Source organism: Xanthomonas sp. GW (assembly GCF_014236815.1).
Taxonomy (GTDB): Bacteria; Pseudomonadota; Gammaproteobacteria; order Xanthomonadales; family Xanthomonadaceae; genus Xanthomonas_A.
On the sequence record NZ_CP051189.1, the window covers coordinates 4,190,254 to 4,215,409 of the forward strand.

Here is a 25,156-nt window from a genome sequence, read left to right on the forward strand (position 1 = left end):
GCTTTAGCGAATCCCCAATCCCCAATGCCCAATCCCGCGCCGCTAGGCGCCACCGCCACCCGACTCCACCGTGCGCCATTCCAGCGCGGCGCGGTCGAGCACGCCGTTGACGTAGGTGTGGCCGTGTTCGGAGCCGAAACGCTTGGCGGTTTCGATGGCTTCGTTGATCACCACGCGGTACGGCACGTCGTGGCGGTGCAGCAGTTCGTAGGCGGCCAGGCGCAGCACTGCGCGCTCGATCGCGTCCACTTCCTCGACGGTGCGGTCCAGGTAGCCGACCAGCGCCGCATCCAGTTCGGCGCGGTGCTTGAGCACGCCTTCGACCAGGTTCTCGAAGTAAACCAGGTCGGCGATCTCGTGCGCCTGCTCGTGCGCGAACTGCGCGATCACGTGCTGCGTGGTGCCGCCGGCGATCTGCCAGGCGTAGATCGCCTGCAGCGCGCGCCGGCGTGCGCGCGAACGCAGCACCGGATCGACGCCGTCGCGGCGGACATGCTTGTGGCCAGCGGGCTTGTTCATCGCAGCAGCTCCAGGAGATTGACCATTTCCAGCGCGGTCAGCGCCGCTTCCTCGCCCTTGTTGCCATGGCTGCCGCCGGCGCGCGCCTCGGCGTCCTCGACCTGCTCCACCGCCAGCACGCCGTTGAGCACCGGGATGCGGAAGTCCAGCGATACCCGCAGCAGGCCTTCGGCGCAGCCATCGGCCACGTGTTCGTAATGGCGGGTGTCGCCGCGGATCACGCAGCCCAGCGCGATGATCGCCGCGTGCTTGCCGGCGGCAGCCAGGCGCGCGGCGGCCAGCGGCAGTTCCCACGCGCCGGGCACGCGGATCACGTCCACCGCCTCGTCGGCGATGCCGTTGCCGGACAGGCTCTCCCGCGCGCCGGCGACCAGCACGTCGGTGATGCGCGCGTTCCAGCGGCTGGCGATGATCGCGAAACGGGCCGCTGCAGGAGCGCGGAGGTCGCCTTCGTAGTGGGTCATGGCGGTGGCAGGTTCAGTGGGTGGGAGAGTTTAGCAGGCGGCGTGTTTGGGGCCGGGAACCGGAAGCGCTTGCAGCGCCGATAGCGAAGCAGCGCATGGGCATCAGCCTTTTCCGAATCCCGCATCCCGCATCCCCAATCCCGGCTCCAACTCCACATGCTCCACCACCTCCAGCCCGAACCCGGCCAGGCCGACCTGGCGGCGCGGCGTGCCCAGCACGCGCAGCTTGCCCAGGCCCAGGTCGGCTAGGATCTGGCTGCCTGCGCCGTTGCGCCGCCACTGCCCCACGTCCTTGCTGTTGGCGACCACGTCCGGCTGCTTGCGCAGCCGCGCCAGCAGCGCCTGGCTGTCGCGCGGCGCCGACAGCACCACCATGACCCCGCTGTCGGCGGCGGCGATCGCGCGCAGCGCGTCGCTGGCGGCCACGCCGAAATCGTCGCGGCGCCAGTGCAGCAGGTCGGCAAGCGGGTTCTCCACCTGCACCCGCACCAGGGTCGGCGTGTCCGCGTCCGGGGTGCCGCGGACCAGCGCGAAATGCAGGTCGTGGGCGATGCGGTCGCGGTAGGTGATCAGGGTGAAGCCGCCGAACTCGGTCTCGATGCTGCGCTCGTCGATGCGCTCGACGGTGTGCTCGGTGGCCAGGCGGTAGGCGATCAGGTCGGCGATCGAACCCATCTTCAGCCCGTGCAGGTGCGCGAATTCTTCCAACTGCGGGCGCCGCGCCATGCTGCCGTCGGGATTGAGCACTTCCACCAGCACCCCGGCCGGCTCCAGCCCGGCCAGCAGCGGCAGGTCGCCGGCGGCCTCGGTGTGGCCGGCGCGGGTCAGCACGCCGCCGGGCTGGGCGATCAGCGGGAAGATGTGCCCGGGCTGGCTCAGGTCGTGCGGCTTGGCATCGGGTTTGACCGCGGTGCGCACGGTATGCGCGCGGTCGTAGGCGGAAATGCCGGTGGTGACGCCCTCGGCGGCCTCGATGCTGACGGTGAAGTTGGTGTGGAACTGCGCGGTGTTGTGCTGGACCATCGGCGCCAGCCCGAGCTGCGCGCAGCGCTCGCGGGTCAGCGACAGGCACACCAGGCCGCGCGCATGGGTGACCATGAAATTGATGTCCGAGGGCTTGACCAGCTCGGCGGCCATGATCAGGTCGCCCTCGTTCTCGCGGTCCTCGTCGTCGACGATGACCACCATGCGGCCGGCGCGGATTTCCTCCAGCAGTTCGGGGACGGGGGCGAAGTTCAGGCTGGGGGCGGTGGATGGCGACATGAGGGACTCGCAGAAGACGGAAGGCGCCGCCCGCCGCCGCGGGCAGCGGCGACGGCACGGCAGATGACGGGTGCGGCGCAGGTCAGCCCTGGCGGCCGTGCAGCAGGCGTTCGACGTAGCGCGCGACCAGGTCGATCTCCAGGTTCACCGCCGCGCCGACCGCGGTGTGCGCGAACGCGGTGTTGGCCACCGTGTGCGGGATCAGTGCCACCTCGAAGCCGGCGTCGTCCACGTCGTTGACGGTCAGGCTGACCCCGTCCACGCAGATCGAGCCCTTCTTGGCGATGTAGCGCAGCAGCGCCGAGGGCGCGGCAAAGCGCCAGCGTTGCGCGCGCGCGTCCTCGTGGATCGACAGCACGCTGCCGAGGCCATCGACATGGCCGCTGACCAGATGCCCGCCGAGCCGGTCGGTCGGGCGCATCGCCCGCTCCAGGTTCAGCGCCGCGCCTTCGGCGAGCGCGCCGAGTGTGGTCAGGGACAGGGTTTCGGTGGACGCATCGGCCTGGAACGACGCCGCGTCGAAGGCGACGACGGTCAGGCACACGCCGTTGACCGCAATGCTCTCGCCGAGCTGCACATCGGCGAACGGCAGGCTGCCGGTGGAGAAGGTGAAGCGGATATCGCCGCCCTGCGGCTGGCTTGCGGCCAGGCGGCCGACGCCTTCGATGATTCCAGTGAACATAAACGTTTCTCGCAAGGATGGTGAGCGAAAAACGCCACAAGGCATACAGGCACGCGCACAGCCGCAAGGCTGCGCGAAGGCCGTCTTCTTTCATCCGGACTATACCGTCGGCTCCGGCATCTGACCGGATCTGCTGACCTTGGATTCCCGCACCCGCACTGCATGCCGGTTCGACGACCCAAGCGCTCGCGGGCTCGTGCGCGAACGCACCTACCGCCGGTGGGGAATCGCACCCCGCCCTGAAGACGTTTGTGGTTGCCGGCGAACCGGCGTGCGCATTCTAGCAGGGGTGTTCGGTGTGACGAGCTTCCATCCCTGCAATGCCGATAGGACGCTGCATCGCGTCGGGAAATTCCTGATGGCCGGTTTTGTGAATAATCGGTTAAGGTGCGCACCGCGACGGGAGACGTCGCTTTTTTGCCTCGCAACGAGGCGAAGACACGGACATCAATTCGGAGAGAAGCACTCAATGCGCAACACCCTGATTCTGGCTGCCATGCTGGCGGCCGCCCCGTTCGCCGCTCACGCCGAAGGCCTGAGCTATACCTATGTCGAAGCGGGCTACTCGCGCCTGGATCCGAAGTCGGACGATCTCGATGGCGCCTATGTCCGCGGTTCGTTCGCCATCGCCCCGCAGGTTTTCGTGTTCGGCGGCTATACCCGCGTTACCGACACTCAGAGTTACTCGATTTTCGGCGATGGCAGCAACGACTTGAACGAAAAGTACGTCAGCAGCGATGCCGAGATCGGCATCGGCTACCACATGGAACTCACCGAGAAGCTGGACTTCGTCGCCGATGCGGCGTTTCAGCGCAGCGATGCCGAAGTCAAGTCGAACTTTCTCGGCGACCGGCAGACGACAAAGGCCCACGCCAATATCGGCCAGGTCACCGCTGGCGTTCGCGGCAAGCCGTCGGCACGCACCGAAGCCTGGATCAAGGGCGGTTATTTCGACAGCAATGCGCTGGACGAGGGCAAGTTCCTCGGCGTGCTGGGCGGCCAGGTCAACTTCACTCGCACCTGGGGCCTCGTCGCCGAATTCCAGTTCTTCGAGCACAGCAACCAAGGCTGGCTGGGCGTCCGCGCAAGTTTCTGATCGCGGCGCAAGCATCACCCGGAAAGGTCCCGAACGGGACCTTTCTTTTTGGCGCGCGATCGGCCATCTGCGACGCATCGTCGGTCGCTCGCAACGTGGAGCCGCCACGACGACACGCTCCTTTCAGGCGCCCGTCACCACCGGCCGCAGCAGCAGGCGCAGGTCGTCGCCGATCTGGCGCGTCTCCAGCAACTGCAGCGGCACGCGCTGGGCCATGGTGTCGATGCCCAGCCCGGCCAGCAGCGGGCGCGCGTCGCCGCCGAGCAGCAGTGGCGCCAGGTACAGCAGCAGTTCGTCGACCAGGCCGGCGCGCAGCAGCGCGCCGCTCAGGGTCGCGCCGGCCTCGACCTGCACCTCGTTGATGCCGCGCGCGGCGAGCAGACGCAGCACCGCGTCCAGGTCGAAGCGGCCCGACTGCAATGCGACCGCGGCGAACTCGACGCCAGGCAGCGAGGGCGACGCCACGCCCGGCGCATGCAGATATAGGGTCGGCGCCGCAGCGTCGCGCACCTTGGCCTGCTGCAGCGTGCGCAGTTGCGCATCCAGCACCACGCGCAACGGCGGTACGACTTCGGTGGCGTCGTCCAGGCGCACGCTCAGCGACGGATCGTCGGCCAGCACGGTGCCGGCGCCGGTGAGGATCGCCCCGGCGCGCGCGCGCCAATGCTGCACGTCCTGGCGCGCGGCCGCGCCGGTGATCCATTTCGATTCGCCACTGGCCAGCGCGGTGCGTCCGTCCAGGCTGGCGCCGAGCTTGACCCGCAGCCACGGCCGGCCGCGTTCCACCCGCGACAGGAAGCCGCGATTCAACGCGCGCGCCTGCGCGTCCATCAGCCCGAAACGAACCTCGATGCCGGCTTCGCGCAGCAGCGCGAAGCCGCCGCCGTTGACCTGCGGAAACGGATCGGCCATCGCCGCCACCACCCGCGTCACCCCGGCTTCGATCAGCGCCAGCGCGCACGGCGGGGTGCGCCCGTAGTGCGCGCACGGCTCCAGGGTCACGTAGGCGGTGGCGCCGCGCGCGCGCGCGCCGGAGGCGCGCAGCGCGAACACCTCCGCATGCGGACCGCCAGCGCGCTGGTGGAAGCCCTCGCCGACCACCTCGCCGTCGCGCACGATCACGCAGCCGACCATCGGGTTGGGAAGCGTGGTGTAGGCGCCGCGCTCGGCCAGGCGCAGCGCCTGTGCCATGTACAGATGATCTTCGGCGGAGAAGTCGTTCATGCCGTCCGCGCTCATGACGTCCGCGCTCATGCGGTCTGCGCCCGTGCCGCCAGCCCGCCGGCGTCGATGCGCATCACCGTCACCTGCAGCGGCCCCAGCGGCAGCTGCACATGCGGCTCCCAGCCCAGTCCTTCGTAGTACGGCACCAGCCGCGCTTCGCAATACAGATACAAATACCCCACCTGCAGCCGCGCCGCGGCCTGCACGCAATGCGCGACCAGCTGCGCGCCAACGCCGCCGCTGCGCGCCTGCGGGCGCACGTACAGCGTCGCCAGCCACGGCGAGAACTGGCGGATGCGCGCATCGTCGTTCTGCAGCAGGCTGACCGAACCCAGCCAGTCGTCGCCATCGAGCGCGATCCAGCTGGTCGGGATACGGCTGTCGCAGCGATGGCTGCGCAGGTCGGCCTCGGCCTCGACCAGGTTCCACTCCGGCAGCAGCTCGCCGAAGGCCTGCAGGTGTTCGCGGGCCAACGCCGGAATGTGCTGCGGCGCCTCGGCCAGGCAGACGATACGCATGCCGTCCGCCTTCAGCGCTTGCCGGACTTGTCGCCCGGCTTGTCGGCGCGGACCAGTTCCAGCAGCGGCAACTGCTCGCTGCCCACCGGCAGCTCGCGCTCGAGCTTCTCGATCTCCTCGCGGAAATCGGCCACGTCCTGGAAGCTGCGGTACACCGAGGCGAAGCGCACGTAGCCGACGTGGTCGAGCTTGCGCAGCTCGGCCATCACGTATTCGCCGACGCGGATCGACGGCAGCTCGCGCTCGCCGGACATGCGCAGCTGGTGCACCACCGCACGCACCGCCGCCTCGATCTGCTCCTCGGCCACCGGCCGCTTCTGCAGCGCGCGATCGAAACTGGTGCGCAGCTTGCGCGCATCGAAGGCCTCGCGGCCGCCGTCGCTCTTGATCACCGTCGGCAGCTTCAGCTCGATCGTCTCCAGCGTGCTGAACCGCTCGCCGCACGCCTCGCACTCGCGGCGGCGACGGATCGTCGCACCGTCCTCGGACACCCGCGAATCGATCACGCGGGTATCGGTGTGCTGGCAGAAGGGGCAGTGCATTCAGAGCGCCGGGATTGGGGAGTGGGGAGTGAGGATTCGGAAACGCGCGGGTCCACGGGAATGGCCGTTGGCCAATCCGGAATCCCCACTCCCGAATCCCCGCCGCTCAGCCATACACCGGATACTTCCTGCACTGCGCGGTCACCGCGTCGCGCACGCGGGCGATGACCGCGGCGTCGGCCGGAGCGTCGAGCACGTCGGCGATCCAGTTGGCCAGGTCGATGCTGTCCTGCTCCAGGTAGCCGCGGGTGGTGATGGCCGGGGTGCCCAGGCGCAGGCCCGAGGTCACGAACGGCGAGCGCGGGTCGTTGGGCACTGCGTTCTTGTTGACGGTGATGTGGGCCTTGCCCAGCGCCGCTTCCGCGTCCTTGCCGGACACGTCCTTGCCGATCATGTCCACCAGCATCAGGTGGTTCTCGGTGCCGCCGGAGACGATCTTGTAGCCGCGCGCGATCAGGGTCTTGGCCATCGCCTGCGCGTTCTTCACCACCTGCTGCTGGTAGGTCTTGAACTCCGGCTCCAGCGCTTCCTTGAACGCCACCGCCTTGGCCGCGATCACGTGCATCAGCGGGCCGCCCTGGATGCCCGGGAACACGATCGACTGCAGCTTCTTGACCAGCTCCTCGCTGGCGCCCTTGGCCAGGATGATGCCGCCACGCGGGCCGCGCAGGGTCTTGTGGGTGGTCGAGGTGACCACGTGCGCATGCTCCAGCGGGCTCGGGTAGACGCCGGCGGCGACCAGGCCGGCCACATGCGCCATGTCCACGAACAGCACCGCGCCGACTTGGTCGGCGATGGCGCGGAAGCGCGCCCAGTCGATCTTCTGCGAATACGCGGAGAAGCCGGCCACGACCATCTTCGGCTTGTGCTCCAGCGCCAGCCGCTCGACTTCGTCGTAATCGATCAGGCCCTGCTCGTTTACACCGTACTGCACCGCGTTGAACAGCTTGCCGGAGACGTTGACCTTGGCGCCGTGGGTCAGGTGGCCGCCGTGGGCCAGCGACATGCCCAGGATGGTGTCGCCGGGCTGCAGCAGCGCCAGGTACACCGCCTGGTTGGCCTGCGAACCCGAATGCGGCTGCACGTTGGCGTAGTCGGCACCGAACAGCTGCTTGACCCGATCGATCGCCAACTGCTCGGCGATGTCGACGAATTCGCAGCCGCCGTAGTAGCGCTTGCCCGGGTAGCCCTCGGCGTACTTGTTGGTCAGCTGGCTGCCCTGGGCTTCCATCACCAGCGGGCTGCAGTAGTTCTCGCTGGCGATCAGCTCGACATGGTCTTCCTGGCGGCCGGCTTCGGCGGCGATGGCCTGGGCCAGTTCGGGATCGTAGGTTTCGATGCGGGCGGCACGCGGGAACATCGGGTCTCCAGGGGGCATGGACAAAAGGCAGACCGCTAGTTTAAGCCCCGCGCAGGGCCGGCGGCGAACCAAAACGACGACGGCCTCCCGAAGGAGGCCGTCGTGGCGTGCCGTGCGGCCCGGATCAGCGGCCGTTGAGCACCAGGTCGGCGATGATGCCGCTGGCGATGGCGACCATCAGCAGGTTGCCGCGGTCGTCGCGCACCCAGCGGTAGCCGTACGGCGGGCGCCGCACCTGGTAGCGGTCGTAGTCGTAGACCACGTAGTTGGGACCGTGGTAGCGCTGGCCGCGCGCCCACGGCGGCGGACCCGGACGGTAGTAGACGACGTCCGGACGGCCGCGGTAGCCGTCGCGATAGCCCTGGCTGTAGTAGCGGCGGTCGTCGTGGCGTTCGCGTTCGCGCCAGTAGCGGTCGCGATCATGGTCGTGCCGGTCGTAGTCGCGGTCGCGCCGGTCGTGATCGCGGTCGTGCCAGCCGCGCGGATCGCGGTTGTCCCAACCGTCGCGGGCGAATGCCGCGGGCGCCATGAAACCCAGCGCCAGCAGGGACGAAAGGGCAAGGGTGGCAATGCGTTTGATGTTCATGGCTGCTCCGTCACTTTTGGTGTCACGACTGCATTAATGCGCTTGTCGTCTGAACCGCTTCCTGCTGGAACCGGTTACGTATTCAGCTTTCCCGAAACGGGTAAGCGCGCATTACGTTTCGGCCCTCTTTTTCCTGTCCACGGCGGCGTTTCGACGTGATCGGCGACACCGGCGCAGGCCTGTCCGCCGCAACCCGGCACGCATGCCGCCATCTGCGCTGATCCGGCGCCCTGGCTCCAGCCTGCGCACCTGCGCTCAGTGGCGGTGGGCCGGCGCGGCAACCTCGGCCGGCTGCGCATGCAGTTGCAGCAGCGCAGCCCGCGCCGCCTCGTCGGCAGGCAGGTACACCACCAGCCGATTGCCGTTGCGCGGCGCCGACCACCAGTTGACCTGCTGCAGCTGCAGTTCGCCCGCCTGCGGGTGGTGGAAGCGCTTGAGCTGGTTTTCCACTCCGCGCACCTCGCGCCGCTGCTGCCACAGGCCATCGAACTCGGGCGAGGCGGCGCGGTAGCGCGCCAGCAGGCGCTCCCAGGCCGGTTCGCCCAGGTGCTCGCCCATCGCGGCGTGCAACAGCGCCACCATGTGCTGCAGCGCGTTGTCCCGATCGGCCAGGCGCGCGCGCCAGTGCGGGTTGGTGAACGCCTGGTAGACGCAGTTGCGGTCGGCTTCCGGCAGCTCCACCAGGGTCACTCCCATCAGCCGCTCGAAGGCCGGATTGGCGCCGAGGATGTCGAAGCGCGGACTCTGCAGCATCGCCGGCCAGGGGCCGAGCTGATCGAGCAGCATGCGCCCGGTGTCGGTCAATCGCTCGCACGGCGGCTGCAACCGGGGCGCCACATCGCCCAATCCGGCAAGCGCCAGCACGTGGCCGGTTTCCACCTCCGAGCACTGCAGGGCGCCGGCGATGGCGGTCAGCACGCGTGCGGAGGCGCGCACCGGCCGCCCCTGTTCGAGCCAGGTGTACCAGGTGACGCCGACGTCGGCGAGCGCGGCCACCTCCTCGCGGCGCAGGCCCGGCGTGCGGCGCCTGCCGGCACGCGGCAGGCCCAGCCGCGCCGGATCCAGGCTCTCCCGGCGCGCCCGCAGGAAGGCGCCGAGCGCGCGCGCACGTTCGACCGCCAGCGCGGGGCCGTGCATGGCAGCGGCAGCGCCGCCCGCCGCGTCGGTCATGGGATCCACCCGATCACCCGTCATTTGCCGTTCTCCCTGCTCCACCGCAGCGATCCCAGTCGCAGGCAGGAAGCGCCAGTACCAGGATAAATAACTACTTGTACCAGTTTAAGCAGTCCGGATACTGCACGCCATGACCACCTCCTCCGCTCCCGCCGCCGCGCCCCATTCCCTCGACCGCCTCGACCGGCAGCCGCCGGCGTGCGCCTGCCCGAGCGCCTCGCCGCCGAGGCTGGGCGCCTGGGGCCTGGCGATCCTGCTGCTCGGGCAGATGCTGCCGCTGATCGACTTTTCCATCATCAACGTCGCCCTCGGCTCCATCGCCCACACGCTGCATGCCTCGGCGACGGCGCTGGAACTGATCGTGGCGGTGTACGGTGTGGCCTTCGCGGTGGGCCTGGCCGCCGGCGGGCGGCTGGGCGACAACCTGGGCCGGCGCCGGGTGTTCGCCGCCGGCGTGCTGCTGTTCGCGGTGGCCTCGCTGCTGTGCGGGCTGGCCGGATCGGTGGCCGCCCTGCTCGCTGGTCGCGTGCTGCAGGGCCTGGGCGCGGCGCTGGCGGTGCCGCAGATCCTCGCCACCATCCACGTCAGCCTGCGCGGCACGGCGCATGCGCGGGCGCTGGCGCTGTACGGCTCGCTGGGCGGGATCGCCTTCGTCATCGGCCAGGTGCTGGGCGGCACCCTGGTCACCGCCGACATCGCCGGTTCCGGCTGGCGCGCCATCTTCCTGATCAACCTGCCGTTCTGCCTGCTGGCGCTGGCGGGCCTGCGCGCGGTGCCCGAGACGCGCGCGGCGCGGCGGATGCCACCCGACCTGGCCGGCGCCGGGTTGCTGGGGCTGTTCCTGGCCTGCCTGCTGCTGCCGCTGGCGCTCGGCCCCACGCTGCATTGGTCGGCGCCGTGCCTGGCGGTGCTGGCCGCCACCGTGCCCTTGCTGGCGGCGCTGGTCCGCACCGAAGCCTGGCAGGAGCGCCGCGGCCGCGTGCCGCTGCTGCCGCCGGCGCTGCTGCGCCTGCCCAGCGTGCGCTTCGCGTTGCTGCTGGGCGCGCTGTTCTTCGCCTGCTGGAGCGGCTTCATGTTCGTGCTGGCACTGACCCTGCAGTCGGGCGCCGGGCTGTCGCCACTGCAGTCGGGCAATGCCTTCATCGTGCTCGGCGCGGCGTACTTCTGTTCGGCGCTGCTCAGCGCGCGCGCGGTGGCCCGGTTCGGGCTGCTGCCGACGCTGCTGCTGGGCTGCACGGTGCAGATGCTGGGCCTGCTCGCGCTGGCGTGGACCTTGCACGCGGTGTGGCCGCATCCCGGCTGGCTCGCGCTGGCGCCGGCGACGGCGCTGATCGGTGCCGGACAGGCGTGGATCGTGGCCTGCTTCTACCGCATCGGCCTGTCGCAGGTGCCGACCGAGCATGCCGGTGCGGGCAGCGCCATGCTTTCCACCGTGCTGCAGGCGGCGATGGGCCTGGGCCCGGCGGCGCTGGGCGCGGTCTATGCGCATGCGCGCGGCGGCGGCAGCCTGGCGGCGATGCAGGCGGCATTGGTCAGCGAGTGGCTGGCGATGCTGCTGCTGGTGGCGTGCACGCTGGTCTACCGGCAGCGCCAGCGCCGCCTGGTACGCGCCGCGGCGACCTGAACCCAGCCGCTCCCGGCACCGCGTCGATACGCGGCGCAGGCAAGCCGGCAGCCGACGTGCCTACGCAGGTGCCGCTATAATCGCGGGCATCCATTTCGCGCCTTCCGGCCCCGGCCGGCGGGCGTCCTGCGCCTTCCGGAGACCCCATGTCGCAATACATCTACACCATGAACGGCGTCAGCAAGACGGTGCCGCCGAAGCGCCAGATCATCAAGGACATCTCGCTGTCGTTCTTCCCGGGCGCCAAGATCGGCCTGCTCGGCCTCAACGGCGCCGGCAAGTCCACCGTGCTGAAGATCATGGCCGGCGTGGACACCGATTTCAGCGGCGAAGCGCGCCCGCAGCCGGGCATCAAGGTCGGCTACCTGGCGCAGGAGCCGGAGCTGGACCCGGCCAAGACCGTGCGCGAAGCGGTCGAGGAAGGCGTCGGCGAAGTGCTGCAGGCGCAGGCCGCGCTGGACAAGATCTACGAGGCCTATGCCGAGGAAGGGGCCGACTTCGACAAGCTCGCTGCCGAGCAGCAGCGGCTGGAGGCGATCCTGGCTGCAGGCGATGCGCACATGGTCGAGCAGCAACTGGAGATCGCCGCCGACGCGCTGCGCCTGCCGCCGTGGGACGCGGTGATCGGCCCGCTGTCGGGCGGCGAGAAGCGCCGCGTGGCGCTGTGCCGGCTGCTGCTGCAGAAGCCGGACATGCTGCTGCTCGACGAACCGACCAACCACTTGGACGCCGAGTCGGTGGAATGGCTGGAGCAGTTCCTGGCGCGCTACACCGGCACCGTGGTGGCGGTGACCCACGATCGCTACTTCCTCGACAACGCCGCCGAATGGATCCTGGAACTGGACCGCGGCCGCGGCATTCCGTGGAAGGGCAACTACACCGACTGGCTGATGCAGAAGGAAGAGCGCCTGAAGCAGGAAGACAACCAGGAGAAATCGCGGCAGAAGGCGATCCAGAAGGAACTGGAATGGTCGCGGCAGAACGCCAAGGGCGGCCGCACCAAGGGCAAGGCGCGTCTGGCGCGGCTGGAAGAACTGCAGTCGGTCGATTACCAGCGCCGCAACGAGACCAACGAGATCTTCATTCCGCCGGGCGAGCGCCTGGGCAACGCGGTGCTCGAGTTCAAGCACGTCACCAAGAAGTTCGGCGACCGCCTGCTGATCGACGACCTCAGCTTCCTGGTGCCGTCCGGCGCCATCGTCGGCATCATCGGCCCCAACGGCGCCGGCAAGTCGACGCTGTTCAAGATGATCATCGGCATGGAAAAACCGGACTCGGGCGAGATGGTGCTCGGGCCGACGGTGAAGCTGGCCTACGTGGACCAGAGCCGCGACAAGCTGGAAGGCAACCACAACGTGTTCCAGGAAGTCTCCGGCGGCCTGGACATCCTCAACATCAACGGCGTGGAAATCCAGTCGCGCGCCTACCTGGGCCGCTTCAACTTCAAGGGTCAGGACCAGCAGAAGCTGGTCGGCAGCCTGTCCGGCGGCGAACGCGGCCGTCTGCACATGGCCAAGACCCTGCTGCAGGGCGGCAACGTGCTGCTGCTCGACGAACCGTCCAACGATCTGGACATCGAGACGCTGCGCGCACTGGAAGACGCGCTGCTGGAGTTCCCCGGCAACACCTTCGTGATCTCGCATGACCGCTGGTTCCTGGATCGCATCGCGACCCACATCCTGGCGTTCGAAGGCAACTCGCACGTGGAGTTCTTCCAGGGCAACTACCGCGAGTACGAGATCGACAAGCGGCGGCGCATGGGCGACGACGCCGGTCCGAAGCGGTTGCGTTTCAAGGCGCTGAAGTAAGCGGGCGCGGAACGCGCAGATGCACCTTGCCACGGCCCGCCTGACAGCGGGCCGTGTGCATTTCGGCGCTCGTGTTCTCTCGGCCGCCTTGACCTGTAGGAGCGGCTTCAGCCGCGACAGGCACCTTCGGCAAGGACATGTCGCGGCTGAAGCCGCTCCTACAGGGGCGAAGCCCCGGCCAAAGCCCTACAGCTCGTAGGACAGCACGTCCTCGAAGCCGAACTTGCCGAAGTCGCGGATCCGCGACGGGTACAGCCGGCCGATCAGGTGGTCGTGCTCGTGCTGCACGACCCGCGCATGGAAGCCCTCGGCCTCGCACACCACCGCGTTGCCGTCCGGGTCCAGGCCGCGGTAGCGGATCTGCCGGTAGCGCGGAATCACCGCGCGCAGCCCGGGAATGGACAGGCAGCCTTCCCAGCCGTCTTCCAGTTCGTCGGACAGCGGCTCGATCTGCACGTTGGCCAGCGCAGTGCGCGGCACCGCCGGCGCATCGGGGTAGCGCGCATTGCTGTCGAAGCCGAACACCATCAGCTGCAGGTCCACCGCGATCTGCGGCGCGGCCAGGCCGACGCCGCGCGCGGCGTCCATGGTCTCGAACATGTCGGCGACCAAGGCGTGCAACTGTGCGCTGCCGAAATTGTCGACCGGCTGCGCGATGCGCAGCAGGCGCTGGTCGCCCATGCGGATGATGTCGCGGATCATGCCCTACTCCTGTGCCCGAGTGCCGCGCCGATTATCCGACGACTGGCGCGCGCTTGCAGCTGGTCGCGTCAGCGTCACCGAGGGTAGTCCCGGCGGCGGATGCGGTCGGGGCTGAAGCCCCTCCTGCAGTGCGCCCGGCCGGCCATTCGCAAGTGCTTTGCAGCGGCGGCTGCCGGTGGTGTCGGCCGTCATCTGGCGGCCTTTCCTGGCCGGCGTGCCTGCCGCCTCATCGAGCCGGACTCAGGCCGGCGCCGCGCGCCGCTGCAAAATCCATCTGCAGCGGCGTTTTTGCGGCGTCAGACACGCCGCATCGCGGAGACGATGCGACGCGCTCTTTCGTGGCGATGCTGTAGAACAACGACCTGGACTCCGCCGCGCGCAAGCAATGCACAACGATCGCTTTGGATCCGCTTCCTTCTCGCCCAGCCGGCGCGACCTGCTGCGTCTGGCCGTGCTGGTTCCCGCTGCGTGCGCAGTGGGCATGTTGCCGGGCTGTGCGACGCCGCCGCGGTTCGACGGCAGCTTCATCCAGCCGTGGCGCAGCCACCTGGAGCTGGGTGCGCAGGACTGGCAACAGCACATGGCGCTCGCCCAGCGCCTGGGCTGCCGGCAGATCGTGGTGCAGTGGGCCGGGCTGTACGGCGGCGGCGGCGATGCGGACTGGACCCTGCCGGACAGCACGCTGCAGCTGATCTTCTCCACCGCCGCCGCCGCCGGCCTGCAGGTGCGGGTCGGCCTGCCGTATCACAGCGGTTGGTGGAAGGCGCTGCAGACGCAGGACCTGGCCACGCTGGATGCGTTCCTGTCACTGACCCTGGACCACGCACGCGCCTATCTGCAGGGCGCGCCGTGGAGCAGGCAGGCCAACTTCGACGGCTGGTACCTGCCGTACGAACTGGAGCAGTTCCACTGGGCGCAGGACGCGCGGCAGCAGCGGCTGTGCGGCTGGCTGGCCGCGCTGTGCGCTGCGGCCAGCGCCGGCACCGAAAAGGTCAGCGCGATCTCCACATATTTCAGCCGGCTGCAGACCAACGGTTCGCTGCCGCAACTGTGGAACCGCATCCTCGACCAGGTGATGCTGCGGCCGATGGTGCAGGACGGCGTCGGCGTCGCCGGGCTGGACAACCTGGACGGGGTGAATCCGCTGCTGGCGGCGCTGCGCGCGCGCCAGGTCGCCTTCGACGTGGTGGTCGAGCTGTTCGAGGAATTGCCTAGCTCGGCCGCCGACGGCAGCCACTTCCAGGCGCAGACCGCCGATGCCGCACGCATCCAGAAGCAGCTGGCGTGGGCGCAGCGCAGCGGCGCCGCCGGCATCTTCGCGTTCGCGCTGGATCCTTGGTTGTCGCAGGACTCGCCGCGCGCGCAGGCGCTGCGCCGGCAGTGGCGCGCCGGGCGCCAGTAGCCGCCCGGCGCGCGCCTGCTACAGGGCGCGGCCGATGATGTCGCGCAGGATCTCGCTGGTGCCGCCGAAGATGCGCAGCGCGCGCGCATCGGCCCAGGCGCGGCCGATACCGTACTCGCTGCTGTAGCCGTAGCCGCCATGCATTTGCAGCAGCGCGTCCAGCACCTGACCCTGGATCTCGGTGGCGTTGAGCTTGGCCATCGCCGCGGTGGTCGCCTGCAACCGGCCCTGCATGTGCGCGTCCAGGCACTGGTCGAGGAAACTGCGCAGCATCGCCAGCCGCGACGCCGCGTCGGCGAGCACGAAGCGGGTGTTCTGGTGGTCGATCAGGTGGCGGCCGAAGGCCTTGCGCTGGCGCACGTAGGCCAGGGTCTGGTCGAGCATGCCTTCGGCCGAGGCGGCCGCGCGCAGCGCGATCGCCAGGCGTTCGGCGGCCAGTTGTTCGCCGAGATAATCGAAGCCGCGCTGTTCCTCGCCGAGCAGGTGCGAGACCGGCACCGCCACGTCCTGGAAGAACAGCTCGCTGGTGTCTTGCGCGTGCTGGCCGATCTTGGCCATCGGCGCGCCGCGGGTGACGCCGGGCAGCGCGGTCTCGACGCAGAACAGGGTCAAGCCGCGCGCGCCCAGTTCCGGCGCCACGGTCGCCACCACCACCGCCACGTCGGCGTTGCTGCCGTTGGTGATCCAGGTCTTCTGGCCGTTGAGCAGGTAGTGCTCGCCCTGGCGCACGGCGCGGGTGCGGATCGCCTTGAGGTCGCTGCCGGCGCCGGGTTCGGTCATCGCGATCGCGCCGATCGCCTCGCCGCGCGCCATCTTCGGCAACCATGCGTCGCGCACCGCGTCGCTGCCGTACTGCATCAGGTACGGCGCGACCATGTCCGAATGGATCGAGAAGCCGATGCCGAGGAAATTGGCCCGCGCCAGTTCCTCGATCACGCAGGCCGCATGCCCGGCATCGCCGCCCAGGCCGTAGGGCTCGGGCAGTTGGCAGTTGAGCAGGCCGGCCGCGCCGGCCGCACGCCACAGCGCGCGCGGGGTGATGCCGTCGCGCTCCCACTGCGCGTAGTGCGGGGCGATCTGGCTGTCGATGAAACGCCGCACCTGGGCGCGGAACAGCGTGTGGTCTTCGCGGAACACGGGACGCTCGCGCATGGCTCAGCGGCCGACCGGATCGGTGCCGCTGAGCTGGCCCTGCAGCACCGGCGCGCTGGCGCTGCCGCTCAGGAACAGGCTGTAGTGGTCGCCGGGCTGCAGCGACGGCAGCGCCAGCGGCGCGCTGTCCTTGCTGCCGCACGCGGCCACCAGGCGCGCCTTGACCGGGTTGATCGCACGCGCGCCGCTGGCGCCCGCGGCGACGGCCGGGAACACCACCGCGCCGTTGTCGGCGATCGCCAGCCGCGCCTGGCTGCAGCCGCTGGCCAGGTTGTAGAAGCGGATCTCGGCCTTGAGCGCATCGCTGCTGCCGCCGCCATCGGCCAGCACCGCCAGCGGCCGCGACGGCGTAGCCGGGTCCAGCACCAGTGTGGTGAAACTGCCGGCGGCGACCTGCGCCTGCTCGCGGGCCTTGCCGGCCACGCGCAGCGCGAACGGCTTGCCGCCTTCGATGATGGCGTAGCGGGTGGCGCGGGTGGCCGGACCGATGCGCTGTGCGGCGCCGTTGCCGATGCCGACCTCGAGCGCGGCGTTGCCCGGGTTGAGCACGCGCACGAACGCCGAGCCGGCCGGCGGGCGCGCGGCGTACAGCTGCGCGAGGCGGCCTTCCGCGGCGTCCTGTTGGGCGTTGGCGGCCAGTGGCGCGAGTGCGGTGGCGGCGAGCAATGCGAGCATCAGTTTCATCGTGGCGTTTCCTGGCTGCGGAGCGTGCGCGCCATGGCATAGCGCTGCTCCAGTTGTTTGCGATCGACCTTGTCGCTGTTGCCAGTCGGCAACGCGTCCACGGCGATCAGTTCGGAGGGAATCATGTAGGCCGGCACGCGGCGGCCGAGTTGCTGCTTCCAGTCCTGCAGTGCGTCCGGCAGCGGCTGTACCGCACCGGCGCCCGCTGCCGCCAGTTCGACGAAGCCGATCATCCGCATCAGGCTGCCATCGGGCCGGCGCAGCACCACCGCGGCACCGGCGACCACACCGTCCAGGGTCGACAGCGCCGCATCCACTTCCGCCAGTTCGATGCGGTAGCCGTTGAGCTTGATCTGGTCGTCCCTGCGCCCGCGGAAGTACAGCCGGCCCTGCGCATCGACATCGCCCAGGTCGCCGCTGCGGTAGGCACGTTTGCCGTGATGGTTGAACAGCACGCCCTGGTCGAGGTCGGGACGATCCAGATAGCCGCGCATCACGTGGTCGCCGGCCATGCAGATCTCGCCGGCGTCGAGGAACACCTCGGCATAGGGCTTGGCCACGCCGATCGGGAACGGGTTGGGCGCGGCCGCGCGCAGTGCTGGATCGATCTCCACCCAGGTGGTGGAACAGGTCGCTTCGGTCGGGCCATAGGAGTTGACGATGCGCGCCTGCGGGAAGCGCGCCCACAGCTCTTCGGCCACGCGCGGGGTCAGCGACTCGGCGCCGAACACGAACACCTGCAATGCGGGCAGGTGTTCGGCAGCGAAGCGTGGGTTGAGCAGTTGCTGGCGCACGAACGACGGTGTGGACGCCCACACCGCCACCTCGGACTGGCGCAGGCGATCGACGAAACGTTCGCTGTCGGCGATCACCTCGCGCGGGCACAGCACGCAACACCCGCCCAGGCCGAGCGCGCCGCACAGGTCGAACAGCGAGAAATCGAAGTTGAACAGCATCTGGTTGAGGAACGCCGGCGCCGGCGCCGGCCCCAGCGCCAGGCAGTCGCGGATCCAGCCGGCGAACAGCGCCACGCTGTCGCGGCCGATCTGCACGCCCTTGGGATCGCCGGTGCTGCCGGAGGTGAACATGATGTAGGCCAGGTCCGGCACCGCCAGCGCGCGCGCGGCATCGGCACCGGGGCCGAACGCATCGGTGGCGGCGTCGTAGACCGCGGCGGCATGCACCAGCGCGACGATGCGCTGCAGCCGCGCCGGCGGATTGATCGTGTCCACCGGCACATAGGTCACGCCCAGTTGCAGGCAGCCGAGCATGGCCACCACGAAGGCGGCCTGCTTGTGGCCCCAGATCACCAGCGCATGGCCCGGCCGCACGCCAGCGCGCTGCGCGCGGGCGATCCAGTCCTGCGTGGCCAGCTCCAACCCTGCCCAGTCCAGCACGCCGTCGGCAGCGTGCAACGCCGGCGCCTGCGCGCCATGGTCGCGCTCGACGAAGCGGCAGCGGTCGAAATCAAAGCGCATGCGTGCAGCTCCTTGCGCGGTCCGCGCTCAACGCCGGTGCGCGGCCACGTACTCGGCCAGCACCTGCACCGATTCGACCAGCGTATCGATCTCGTCGATCGGCAGGGTCACGCCGAGGCGGTCCTTGACCTCGACCATCAGCTGCACCTTGGACATCGAATCGAACAGCGATTCCATGTACTCGTCGGGCTGCACGCGGGTGCCGATCACGCTCTCGACGATGTCGCCGAGCTGGGTCTGGAGGGTCTGCATGTCCATGGGGTTCACCTTGTCAGAACTGGAAATAGAGAAAACGCGATGCCTTGTGCAGGCTCGACAGGCACAGCGCGAGCAGCGACAGCATGGCCAGCAACCACGGCAGGTTCGGCTGCCAGCGCATCCACGCGCGCGGCGCCGGGCTCGGCTTGGCCAGCGCGGGCGAGTACACGCCCATGATCTGGTGCGCATTCGGCGCCAGCCACACGATCGCCAGCAACGCCGCGACGTAGAGCGCCTGCAGGTGGTGGCCGATCAGCAGGCGCCAGGCATCGCCCACGTCCATGCCGGCGACAAGGCCGAGCCCGTGCAGGCCTTCCACTCCGCGCAGCCCGGCCATGCCCTGCACCAATCGCCAGGCATCGCCCACCCCGTCGGCGCGGAAGAAGGCCTGCGCCACCAGCACCGCGGCGAAGGTCAGCACCAGATAGCCCGCATGCTGCAGTGGCCTGGGCGTGCGCAGCGCCGCCGGTTTGCGGCCGACGACGAAGATGCGCCAGGCATGGTTGATCGCCAGGTAGGCGGCATGCAGCAGGCCGAAGATCAGAAACTGCAGGCCGGCGCCGTGCCAGATCCCGGCCAGGCCCATCGCCCACACCGTGGGCAGCACGATCAACGACGCGAAGCCGCCCGCCGACGCCACCGCGCCCGGGCCGCTGGCGCGCCCGTGGCGGCTGCGCCAGCGGGTCACCGCCATCGCCACCGGGTAGTACAGGTAGGCGGTGATGTAGCGGGTCAGGGTCATGTGCCAGCGCGACCAGAACTCGATCACGCTGATCGCCTTGTACGGCGAGTTGAAGTTGAGCGGGAAGCGGATGCCGAACATCCGCGCCAGCCCCAGCGCCATGTCCGAGTAGCCGGAGAAATCGAAGTACAGCTGCAGCGCGTAGCTCAGCGCGGTGGCCCAGGCGCCCCACAACTGCAGCTCGCCGGTGCTGGCGAAACCGGCGTCGGCGTACGGCGCGATGCTGTCGGCCAGCAGCACCTTCTTGGCCAGGCCGATCACGAACAGCATGCCGCCGACCGACAGGTTGTCGGCGTGGAAGCGGTAGGTCTCGCGCCTGCTGAACTGCGGCATCATTTCCTTGTGGTGGAGAATGGGGCCGGCGATCAGGTGCGGGAAGAAGGTCACGAACAACACGTAGCTGAGCGGGCTGCGGTCGTTGACCAGGCCGGCGCGGCAGTCGAGCAGGTAGCCGATCTGGGTGAAGGTGAAGAAGGAAATGCCCAGCGGCAGGATCAACGCATCCATCGGGCCGATGTCCACGCCCAGGCCGTGCACGAAGGTGACCATCGCCGCGACGTACTTGTAGTGCACCAGCAGCGCCAGGTCGGCGGCCACGCCCAGCGCGACGACCAGCAGTTGCAGCCGCGGCCGCCGGGCCAATGCCAGCACGCTCAGGCTGACCAGGTAGTTGAACGCGATCGAGCCGAGCAGCAGCACCACGAACTGCGGGTTCCACCAGCCGTAGAACACGATCGAGGCCACGCACAGCCACAGCGCGGCCAGGCGCGGCTGCAGCGCACCGAGCAGGTAGTGCACGCTCAGCGCGATCGGCAGGAACAGCAGCAGGAACAGGAAGGAGTTGAACAGCATCGTCGGTCGGCGCTCAGTCGATCCCGGCCAATGCCGCCTGCTCGCCATCGGTCAGCGGCAAGGACAGGGCCATTTCGGAGAATTCCCAGATCACCAGCTTCAGGCTCGGCGGCCATTGCGCGCGCTGCGGCCAGGCCGCCAGCAGCGCGCCGGAGAACTGGCCGCCGTCCAGGCTCTGGTTCCACACTTCGCGGCCCAGGGCATTGCCCAGGCGCTCGCCGAACAGGCTGCGGCGCCCGTTGGAGCTACCCAGCAGCAGCACCTCCACCGGTGGCGTGTCGTCGAGCAGACCGCCACCGCGCAGCGGTGCGATGCTCTGCTCCGGTTCGCGATCCAGCGCCGGGCGCCAGGCCGGCGGTGCGTGCTCCAGGCCGGCCAGCACGATCAGGTCGCCCATCCGCGGCGTCGGCGCGCCGGGCGCAGCGACCGCGAAGGCCTGCCCGCCGCGCCCGCCGAGCAGCGGCAGCGCGGAGGCGGCCACCGCGTCGGCGGCACGCTGCGCGCCGATCCGGTTCATGTGCACGTCGGTGCGGAAGAACACCGGCGCGTCGCCGGCCTGCAGCACCGGCAGCAGGTCGGTTGAGGCCACGCCCGCGGCGGCCAGCGCCTGTTGCCATTGCCCCAGCCGCGCGCGCATCGGCGCCGAATAGCCCAGGCCGCAGGTGTGCGCCTGCTCGATCCGCGACTTGTCCGGCACCACCACCACCAACAGCTGCACGCCCTGCGCCTGCAACTGCCGCGACCAATGCCGCATCAGCCGCACGCGCTGCGCGAACACCGCTGCGCCGGCCGCCGCCGGCGGACGCAGACCATCGCGGTAGAACAACCAGCCCGGGCAACCCAGCGCGACCTGCGGCCCCGCATCGCCGAGCAGCCGATAGCGCAACGCCGCGCCGACCAGATCGGCGCGCGCCTGCAACGGCAACTGCAACGCCGCATCGATCGCACGGCCGGCCGCGCCATCGCTCCAGCGCGCCGGCGCCAGCGACGCCGCCGGCAGCGGCGCGCGGCCCAGCAGCCAGCCTCCTGACAGCAGCCCGGCGACAAGCAGCACCATCACCACCGCAGCGGTGGTCACATGCGCACGCGCCGGCGCGGCCGGCGGCAGGGGCGCAGGCGCGCCGGGACGTGCAGGCATCGGCTACTTTCCCACGGCCTTGTGCAGGCGCGCCTGCCACTGCGCCGCACTCATGATCGAGGCGTTGTCCCACTGCCCGCGCGCATCCGGGCCCTGCGCATAGGACGGCTCGAACATCTGCCACACCAGCACCTGCGGCCTGGCCTTCTGGAACTCGGGCGATTCCAGGTATTCCAGCAGCATCGCCCAGGGACCGACGTTGCCGGGCTTCCAGTTCACCGAGACCGGGCGATCGAGCAGGTTGGACAGTTTCTGCGGGAAGCCGAAATACGGCTGCACCATGCTGTGCCCGGTGACATGCAGCGGCGCCGGCGCGTCGTCCAGCAGGGTCTGCTGCTCGGACTGGCGGCGCACGGTGAAGGTGTCGCGGCCGATCGCCTTGCGCTGCGCATCGGTCAGGAACAGTTCGGCCAGATCGCCGAAGCGGCGCTCGGTGATCTCGCTGCCCAGGGCCATGCCGGTGCCGTCCTGGCCCCGCAGCCGCGGCACCCGCTGGCGGACCTGCGCGGCCACCGCCACCGCCACCGCGTCGGCCGCCGGCTGGGTCCAGTGCTGGTCGCTGCGATAGAACACCTCCTGCCCGCCCTGCTTGACCTGGCGCAGCACCTGCAGCGCATCCACCGCCGGCACCTGCGCCTTGCCCAGGCCATCGTGAATCAGCGCATAGCGCCCGCGCACCGCATCGCTCATGCGCTTGCCGTCGGGCAGCTTGTCCTCGTAGAACAGCGCCTTGTCCGGCAACACCAGCACGTCCAGCTCGACGCCGGCCGCGGCCAGCGCGGTGCGGGCTTCGGCGATCAACGCGGTGTTGCGCTCGATCGCCGCGCCATCGACCTCGGTCAGGCTGCCCCAGGCAGGGAACAACCAGCCGTCCTTGCCGACCAGCACGATCGAGGAATCCTGCGCGGCGGCGGAGGCGGCGGCCGGAGCCGGAGCCTGGGCAAGCGCCGGCACAGCGGCGAACGCGCACAGCAGGCCCAGCCACAGGGCACGCGTACGCATGGGAACAATCGGGGCGACGGCATCGGTCATGGCGGTTCTTTCGGCAGGTGTCAGTAATTGAAGGTGGCGGTGGCGAACAGGCCCTTGGCGCGCTGGGAATCGCCGCCACCTAATGCGAAGCGGTACTGCACGCTCAGGTCCAGCGAGGAGCGCGCCGCGTTGTAGCGGTCCTCGCGGAACCAGTAGCGCACGCCGAGGCCGGGGCCGGCGCCCAGCGACCAGCTGCGATCGGTGTCGGACAGGGCGAACGACTGCTCGCCGATCAGCGGGTAGTCGATGCCGCTGACCCGCGAGCGCTGGTCGAGCCAGTCCGCGGCCACCACCAGATAAGGATTGAGCACCCAGCGGGTCTGCTCGGCGCCGAACCGGTAGCTGCGGCCGGCACGCAGTTCCGCGGCGGCGAAGGCTTGCGTGCGGTGCAGGCGGCCATCGGAGTCGAGCAGGGTTTCCACCGGCGCGCCGGTGGCGTCGAGCCGATCCACGCTGAAGCGCGCGCGGTTGTCGTCCCAGCTGTAGCCGGCCTGCGCATAGCCGCTCAGCGTCCACCACTGGTTGACGTCGGTGCGCACGCCGGTGCCGTGATAGAAGCCGTAGGTCAGGTACGACATCCAGCCGCCGGCATGGTCGTCCAGGCGATAGCGCGCCAGCGTGTTGATCTGCTGCGGCTGGTTGGAGTCGCGCTGGATGCGGCACTGGATCGCGGCCGCGTCCGGATAGACGCCGCCGCTGCGGGTGCCGCTGCCGAGGAACTGGCGGCGCTCGATGCCGGCGCTCAGGCCGGTGCGGCCGAACGCGTAGCGCACGCCGAACGATCCGACGGTGGAGGGCCAGCCGGCGCTCGAACGCGAGCGGCTCAAACGCTCGGCGCGGGCGCGCGCGTCCTCGGTGGCTTCGCCGGTGCACGGGTCCACGGCGCGCACGGATTCGAACGTGCCGCCCTCGTCGTAAAGCGTGTTGGCCGCGCGCGCATACGCTTCCAGCGTGCCATGGCGGTTGTTGAGCGCCGCGGGCCGCCAGAACGCCTCCAGGGTGCTGAACACCGAATCGCCGGGGGTGCTGATCGCCGTGCCGCCCAGGTTGCTCGCGGCCTGGCGCGCGCCGCGGTAGCCGGCCGAGGCGGTGATGCCCCACTCGCGCCCGAGGTTGGCGATCGAACTGCGCGTGTTGTAGCGCTGCGCCTTGTCCAGCGGCAACGCACCCTGGTCGGCGCGGTCGATCGCGCTGCGCAGCAGCGCCACCGCCTGCGCGTTGTCGCCGTTGGCGGCGCTGGCATAGGCCTGGTCCAGCACCACGCTGGGCGGTGCCTTGCCGGTGGCCTCGGCCGCGCGGAAATCGTCGAGCGCCTGCGCCGGTTGCCCTTCGCGCTGCTGCAGGTAGCCGCGTTGCATCAGCAGCCCGGCATCGGCCGGGCGCTGGCCCAAGGCGCTGTCCAGGCGCTGCCGCGCCTGCGCGCGTTGCTCGCGGTCGCCGGCGGCCAGCGCGGTGGTGAGCAGGTTCTGCAGGCTGGCGTTGTCCGGGCTCTCCTGCAGCGCGCGCTGCGCTTCGCGGATGGCCTCCTGGTAATCGCGCCGTCCGTAGGCGGCGTAGGCGCGCTGCGCGGCGCTGCCGGTGCCCTGCAGGTCGGCCGGCGTCAGTTCGCACTGGGTGCCGTAGGGCGTATCGCGGCATTGCTGGAACGGTGCCGGGTACATTGCCAGGGTCAGCGACGGCGCCGGGCGCGCGCTGCGCAGCGCCTTCTCGCGCTGGGCGATGGCCTGGCCGAGCTGCTTGCGCGCAGTCTCGTCCGCGCCGGCCAGCGGATCGGCCTGCAACGGCTGCAGCAGGCGCGCGCCACGTGCACGATCGCCCGCGGCGATCGCCGCATCCACCGCCAGCAGGCGCACGTTGCGCTGCTGCTGCGGATCCAGCCAGTCCTGGCGCAGGGCCGCGTCGAAATCGGCATTGGCCTGGTCGGTATGCAACTGGCGCTGGCGCAGATACGCGCGCATCACCAGCGCCACGGTGTCTTCGCTGTCGTTGTCCAGCGCCGCGTCGGCGGTGGCCTCGGCGGCGGGCAGTTGCCCGTCCAGCAGTTGCGCGGTCATCAGCAGCAGGCGATGCGAGGCCACGTCCGGCGCATACGCCACCGCTTGCCGGGCGTACCCGGCGGCGGTGGCGAAGTCCTGTTCGATCAACGCCTGGTAGCCCTGCTGTGCCGGCCTGACCGCGCGCTGGCGGCCCAGCGCCACGCGCTTGGCCTGCAGGTCGGCGACATTCGGCGCGCCCAGCTGGATCGCCGCGGCGGCGGCGGCCTCTGCCTGTTCGAACTGCTGCCGGGCCTCCAGCGCGGCCACCCACAGCACCGCCCAGGCGCCCTGCTGCGGCTGCTGGCGGAAGGCCTGTTCGGCCTTGTCCGCGGCCTCGGCCATGCGATCGTTGTTGTAGGCGTCGTAGGCCTCGGTGGCGAGCGCGAACGCGCGCCGGTAGGCCTGCTCGGCCGCGCTCGGATGCGCAGTGGCGCGTGGCGCGGGTGCGCCGCCGGCGCGCGCAGCCGCCGCCGTGGCGGGTGCCGCGTTCGCGCTGGCCGCCAAGTGCGGCAATGCCGGATCCTGCAGCCCATCGGCCAGCGCACGGCGTGCCTGCGCGCGCGCTTCGTCGCCGCGGCCCAGCTTCTGCAGCGCGTAGATCTGCAACAGGCGCAGGCGCACCACGTCCGGGCGCAGCCACGCCGCTTCGGCGGCCTGGCGGCTGGCCTGCGGGTAATCGCCGCGGGCATAAGACGCGTAGGCATCCTCGGCGATGCGGTAGGCGGCGCCGGCCAGCGGCAGTTGCTGCGCGTGCGCGGTGACGCTGCCCAGGCCGAGCAGGCTCAGTGCGATCACGCCGGAGAGCAGGCTGATTCTCATGC

General features: G+C 70.0%; 23 protein-coding genes and 1 riboswitch. Of the genes, 4 read left to right on the forward strand and 19 right to left on the reverse strand.

Features of this window, described 5'->3' with window-relative positions; genetic code table 11:
- Positions 1-42: 42 nt before the first annotated feature.
- From nusB to HEP73_RS18110, 4 genes are all read right to left on the reverse strand, one after another.
- Positions 43-519: a transcription antitermination factor NusB gene (nusB, locus tag HEP73_RS18095; RefSeq protein WP_185820994.1), complete on the reverse strand. Its 477-nt coding sequence runs from the start codon at positions 517-519 to the stop codon at positions 43-45.
- Positions 516-983 (reverse strand): 6,7-dimethyl-8-ribityllumazine synthase, encoded by a 468-nt coding sequence (gene ribH / locus HEP73_RS18100; RefSeq protein ID WP_058362180.1) that lies wholly within the window; start codon positions 981-983, stop codon positions 516-518. The genes nusB and ribH overlap by 4 nt, the downstream gene beginning before the upstream one ends.
- A gap of 102 nt (positions 984-1,085) precedes the next feature.
- On the reverse strand, positions 1,086-2,222 hold the full coding sequence (gene ribB, locus HEP73_RS18105) for a 3,4-dihydroxy-2-butanone-4-phosphate synthase (protein ID WP_185823476.1): 1,137 nt from the start codon (positions 2,220-2,222) through the stop codon (positions 1,086-1,088).
- A gap of 106 nt (positions 2,223-2,328) precedes the next feature.
- The gene (locus HEP73_RS18110) at positions 2,329-2,928 is read right to left on the reverse strand and encodes a riboflavin synthase (protein ID WP_185820995.1); all 600 of its coding nucleotides are present in this window, start codon (positions 2,926-2,928) and stop codon (positions 2,329-2,331) included.
- A gap of 78 nt (positions 2,929-3,006) precedes the next feature.
- A riboswitch (FMN riboswitch) is annotated at positions 3,007-3,179 on the reverse strand.
- A gap of 218 nt (positions 3,180-3,397) precedes the next feature.
- Between HEP73_RS18110 and HEP73_RS18115 the strand changes: the two genes are divergently transcribed.
- On the forward strand, positions 3,398-4,024 hold the full coding sequence (locus tag HEP73_RS18115; protein WP_185820996.1) for a hypothetical protein: 627 nt from the start codon (positions 3,398-3,400) through the stop codon (positions 4,022-4,024).
- Between the two features lie 123 nt (positions 4,025-4,147).
- On the opposite strand, the gene ribD is transcribed toward HEP73_RS18115, so the two are convergent.
- From ribD to HEP73_RS18145, 6 genes are all read right to left on the reverse strand, one after another.
- Positions 4,148-5,263: a bifunctional diaminohydroxyphosphoribosylaminopyrimidine deaminase/5-amino-6-(5-phosphoribosylamino)uracil reductase RibD gene (ribD, locus tag HEP73_RS18120; protein WP_185823477.1), complete on the reverse strand. Its 1,116-nt coding sequence runs from the start codon at positions 5,261-5,263 to the stop codon at positions 4,148-4,150.
- Positions 5,264-5,274: 11 nt separating this feature from the next.
- A complete protein-coding gene (locus HEP73_RS18125) occupies positions 5,275-5,766 on the reverse strand; it encodes a GNAT family N-acetyltransferase (RefSeq protein WP_185820997.1) in 492 nt (163 codons plus the stop codon).
- A gap of 11 nt (positions 5,767-5,777) precedes the next feature.
- On the reverse strand, positions 5,778-6,308 hold the full coding sequence (gene nrdR, locus HEP73_RS18130) for a transcriptional regulator NrdR (protein WP_009576486.1): 531 nt from the start codon (positions 6,306-6,308) through the stop codon (positions 5,778-5,780).
- A 106-nt stretch (positions 6,309-6,414) separates the two neighbouring features.
- Entirely contained in the window at positions 6,415-7,668 is a 1,254-nt protein-coding gene (glyA, locus tag HEP73_RS18135; RefSeq protein ID WP_185820998.1) for a serine hydroxymethyltransferase, read from the reverse strand.
- 124 nt (positions 7,669-7,792) lie between these two features.
- Positions 7,793-8,254 carry an RcnB family protein gene (locus HEP73_RS18140; RefSeq protein WP_185820999.1) on the reverse strand — a complete coding sequence of 154 codons (462 nt, stop codon included), beginning with the start codon at positions 8,252-8,254 and terminating at the stop codon, positions 7,793-7,795.
- A gap of 255 nt (positions 8,255-8,509) precedes the next feature.
- The gene (locus HEP73_RS18145; RefSeq protein WP_221899355.1) at positions 8,510-9,424 is read right to left on the reverse strand and encodes a helix-turn-helix transcriptional regulator; all 915 of its coding nucleotides are present in this window, start codon (positions 9,422-9,424) and stop codon (positions 8,510-8,512) included.
- A gap of 133 nt (positions 9,425-9,557) precedes the next feature.
- On the opposite strand from HEP73_RS18145, the gene HEP73_RS18150 reads away from it, so the two are divergent.
- Both HEP73_RS18150 and ettA read left to right on the forward strand, forming a co-directional pair.
- Positions 9,558-11,051 carry an MFS transporter gene (locus HEP73_RS18150; protein WP_185821000.1) on the forward strand — a complete coding sequence of 498 codons (1,494 nt, stop codon included), beginning with the start codon at positions 9,558-9,560 and terminating at the stop codon, positions 11,049-11,051.
- Positions 11,052-11,197: 146 nt separating this feature from the next.
- A complete protein-coding gene (gene ettA, locus HEP73_RS18155; RefSeq protein ID WP_185813935.1) occupies positions 11,198-12,859 on the forward strand; it encodes an energy-dependent translational throttle protein EttA in 1,662 nt (553 codons plus the stop codon).
- Between the two features lie 186 nt (positions 12,860-13,045).
- Here the strand turns inward: ettA and def are convergent, their stop codons facing one another.
- Positions 13,046-13,561, reverse strand: a complete 516-nt coding sequence (gene def / locus HEP73_RS18160) for a peptide deformylase (RefSeq protein ID WP_185821001.1) — start codon at positions 13,559-13,561, stop codon at positions 13,046-13,048.
- A 385-nt stretch (positions 13,562-13,946) separates the two neighbouring features.
- On the opposite strand from def, the gene HEP73_RS18165 reads away from it, so the two are divergent.
- Positions 13,947-14,963, forward strand: a complete 1,017-nt coding sequence (locus tag HEP73_RS18165) for a DUF4434 domain-containing protein (RefSeq protein ID WP_185821002.1) — start codon at positions 13,947-13,949, stop codon at positions 14,961-14,963.
- A gap of 18 nt (positions 14,964-14,981) precedes the next feature.
- Here HEP73_RS18165 and HEP73_RS18170 read toward each other — a convergent pair whose 3' ends face one another.
- The 8 genes from HEP73_RS18170 to HEP73_RS18205 are packed head-to-tail and all read right to left on the reverse strand — an operon-like array spanning position 14,982 to position 25,154.
- Positions 14,982-16,115: an acyl-CoA dehydrogenase family protein gene (locus HEP73_RS18170; protein ID WP_185821003.1), complete on the reverse strand. Its 1,134-nt coding sequence runs from the start codon at positions 16,113-16,115 to the stop codon at positions 14,982-14,984.
- A 3-nt stretch (positions 16,116-16,118) separates the two neighbouring features.
- Positions 16,119-16,799 (reverse strand): alginate O-acetyltransferase AlgF, encoded by a 681-nt coding sequence (locus tag HEP73_RS18175; RefSeq protein WP_185821004.1) that lies wholly within the window; start codon positions 16,797-16,799, stop codon positions 16,119-16,121.
- Positions 16,796-18,277 carry an AMP-binding protein gene (locus HEP73_RS18180; protein WP_185821005.1) on the reverse strand — a complete coding sequence of 494 codons (1,482 nt, stop codon included), beginning with the start codon at positions 18,275-18,277 and terminating at the stop codon, positions 16,796-16,798. Before HEP73_RS18180 ends, HEP73_RS18175 begins: the two co-directional genes overlap by 4 nt.
- Positions 18,278-18,304: 27 nt before the next feature.
- Positions 18,305-18,535, reverse strand: coding sequence for an acyl carrier protein (locus HEP73_RS18185; protein WP_185813941.1), 231 nt, complete (start codon positions 18,533-18,535; stop codon positions 18,305-18,307).
- Between the two features lie 13 nt (positions 18,536-18,548).
- Positions 18,549-20,129, reverse strand: coding sequence for an MBOAT family O-acyltransferase (locus tag HEP73_RS18190; protein ID WP_185821006.1), 1,581 nt, complete (start codon positions 20,127-20,129; stop codon positions 18,549-18,551).
- A gap of 13 nt (positions 20,130-20,142) precedes the next feature.
- Positions 20,143-21,267 carry an alginate O-acetyltransferase AlgX-related protein gene (locus tag HEP73_RS18195; RefSeq protein WP_255423547.1) on the reverse strand — a complete coding sequence of 375 codons (1,125 nt, stop codon included), beginning with the start codon at positions 21,265-21,267 and terminating at the stop codon, positions 20,143-20,145.
- Between the two features lie 3 nt (positions 21,268-21,270).
- The gene (locus HEP73_RS18200) at positions 21,271-22,269 is read right to left on the reverse strand and encodes an alginate O-acetyltransferase AlgX-related protein (RefSeq protein WP_185821007.1); all 999 of its coding nucleotides are present in this window, start codon (positions 22,267-22,269) and stop codon (positions 21,271-21,273) included.
- Between the two features lie 50 nt (positions 22,270-22,319).
- Positions 22,320-25,154 carry an NfrA family protein gene (locus HEP73_RS18205; protein WP_185821008.1) on the reverse strand — a complete coding sequence of 945 codons (2,835 nt, stop codon included), beginning with the start codon at positions 25,152-25,154 and terminating at the stop codon, positions 22,320-22,322.
- Positions 25,155-25,156 lie beyond the last annotated feature (2 nt).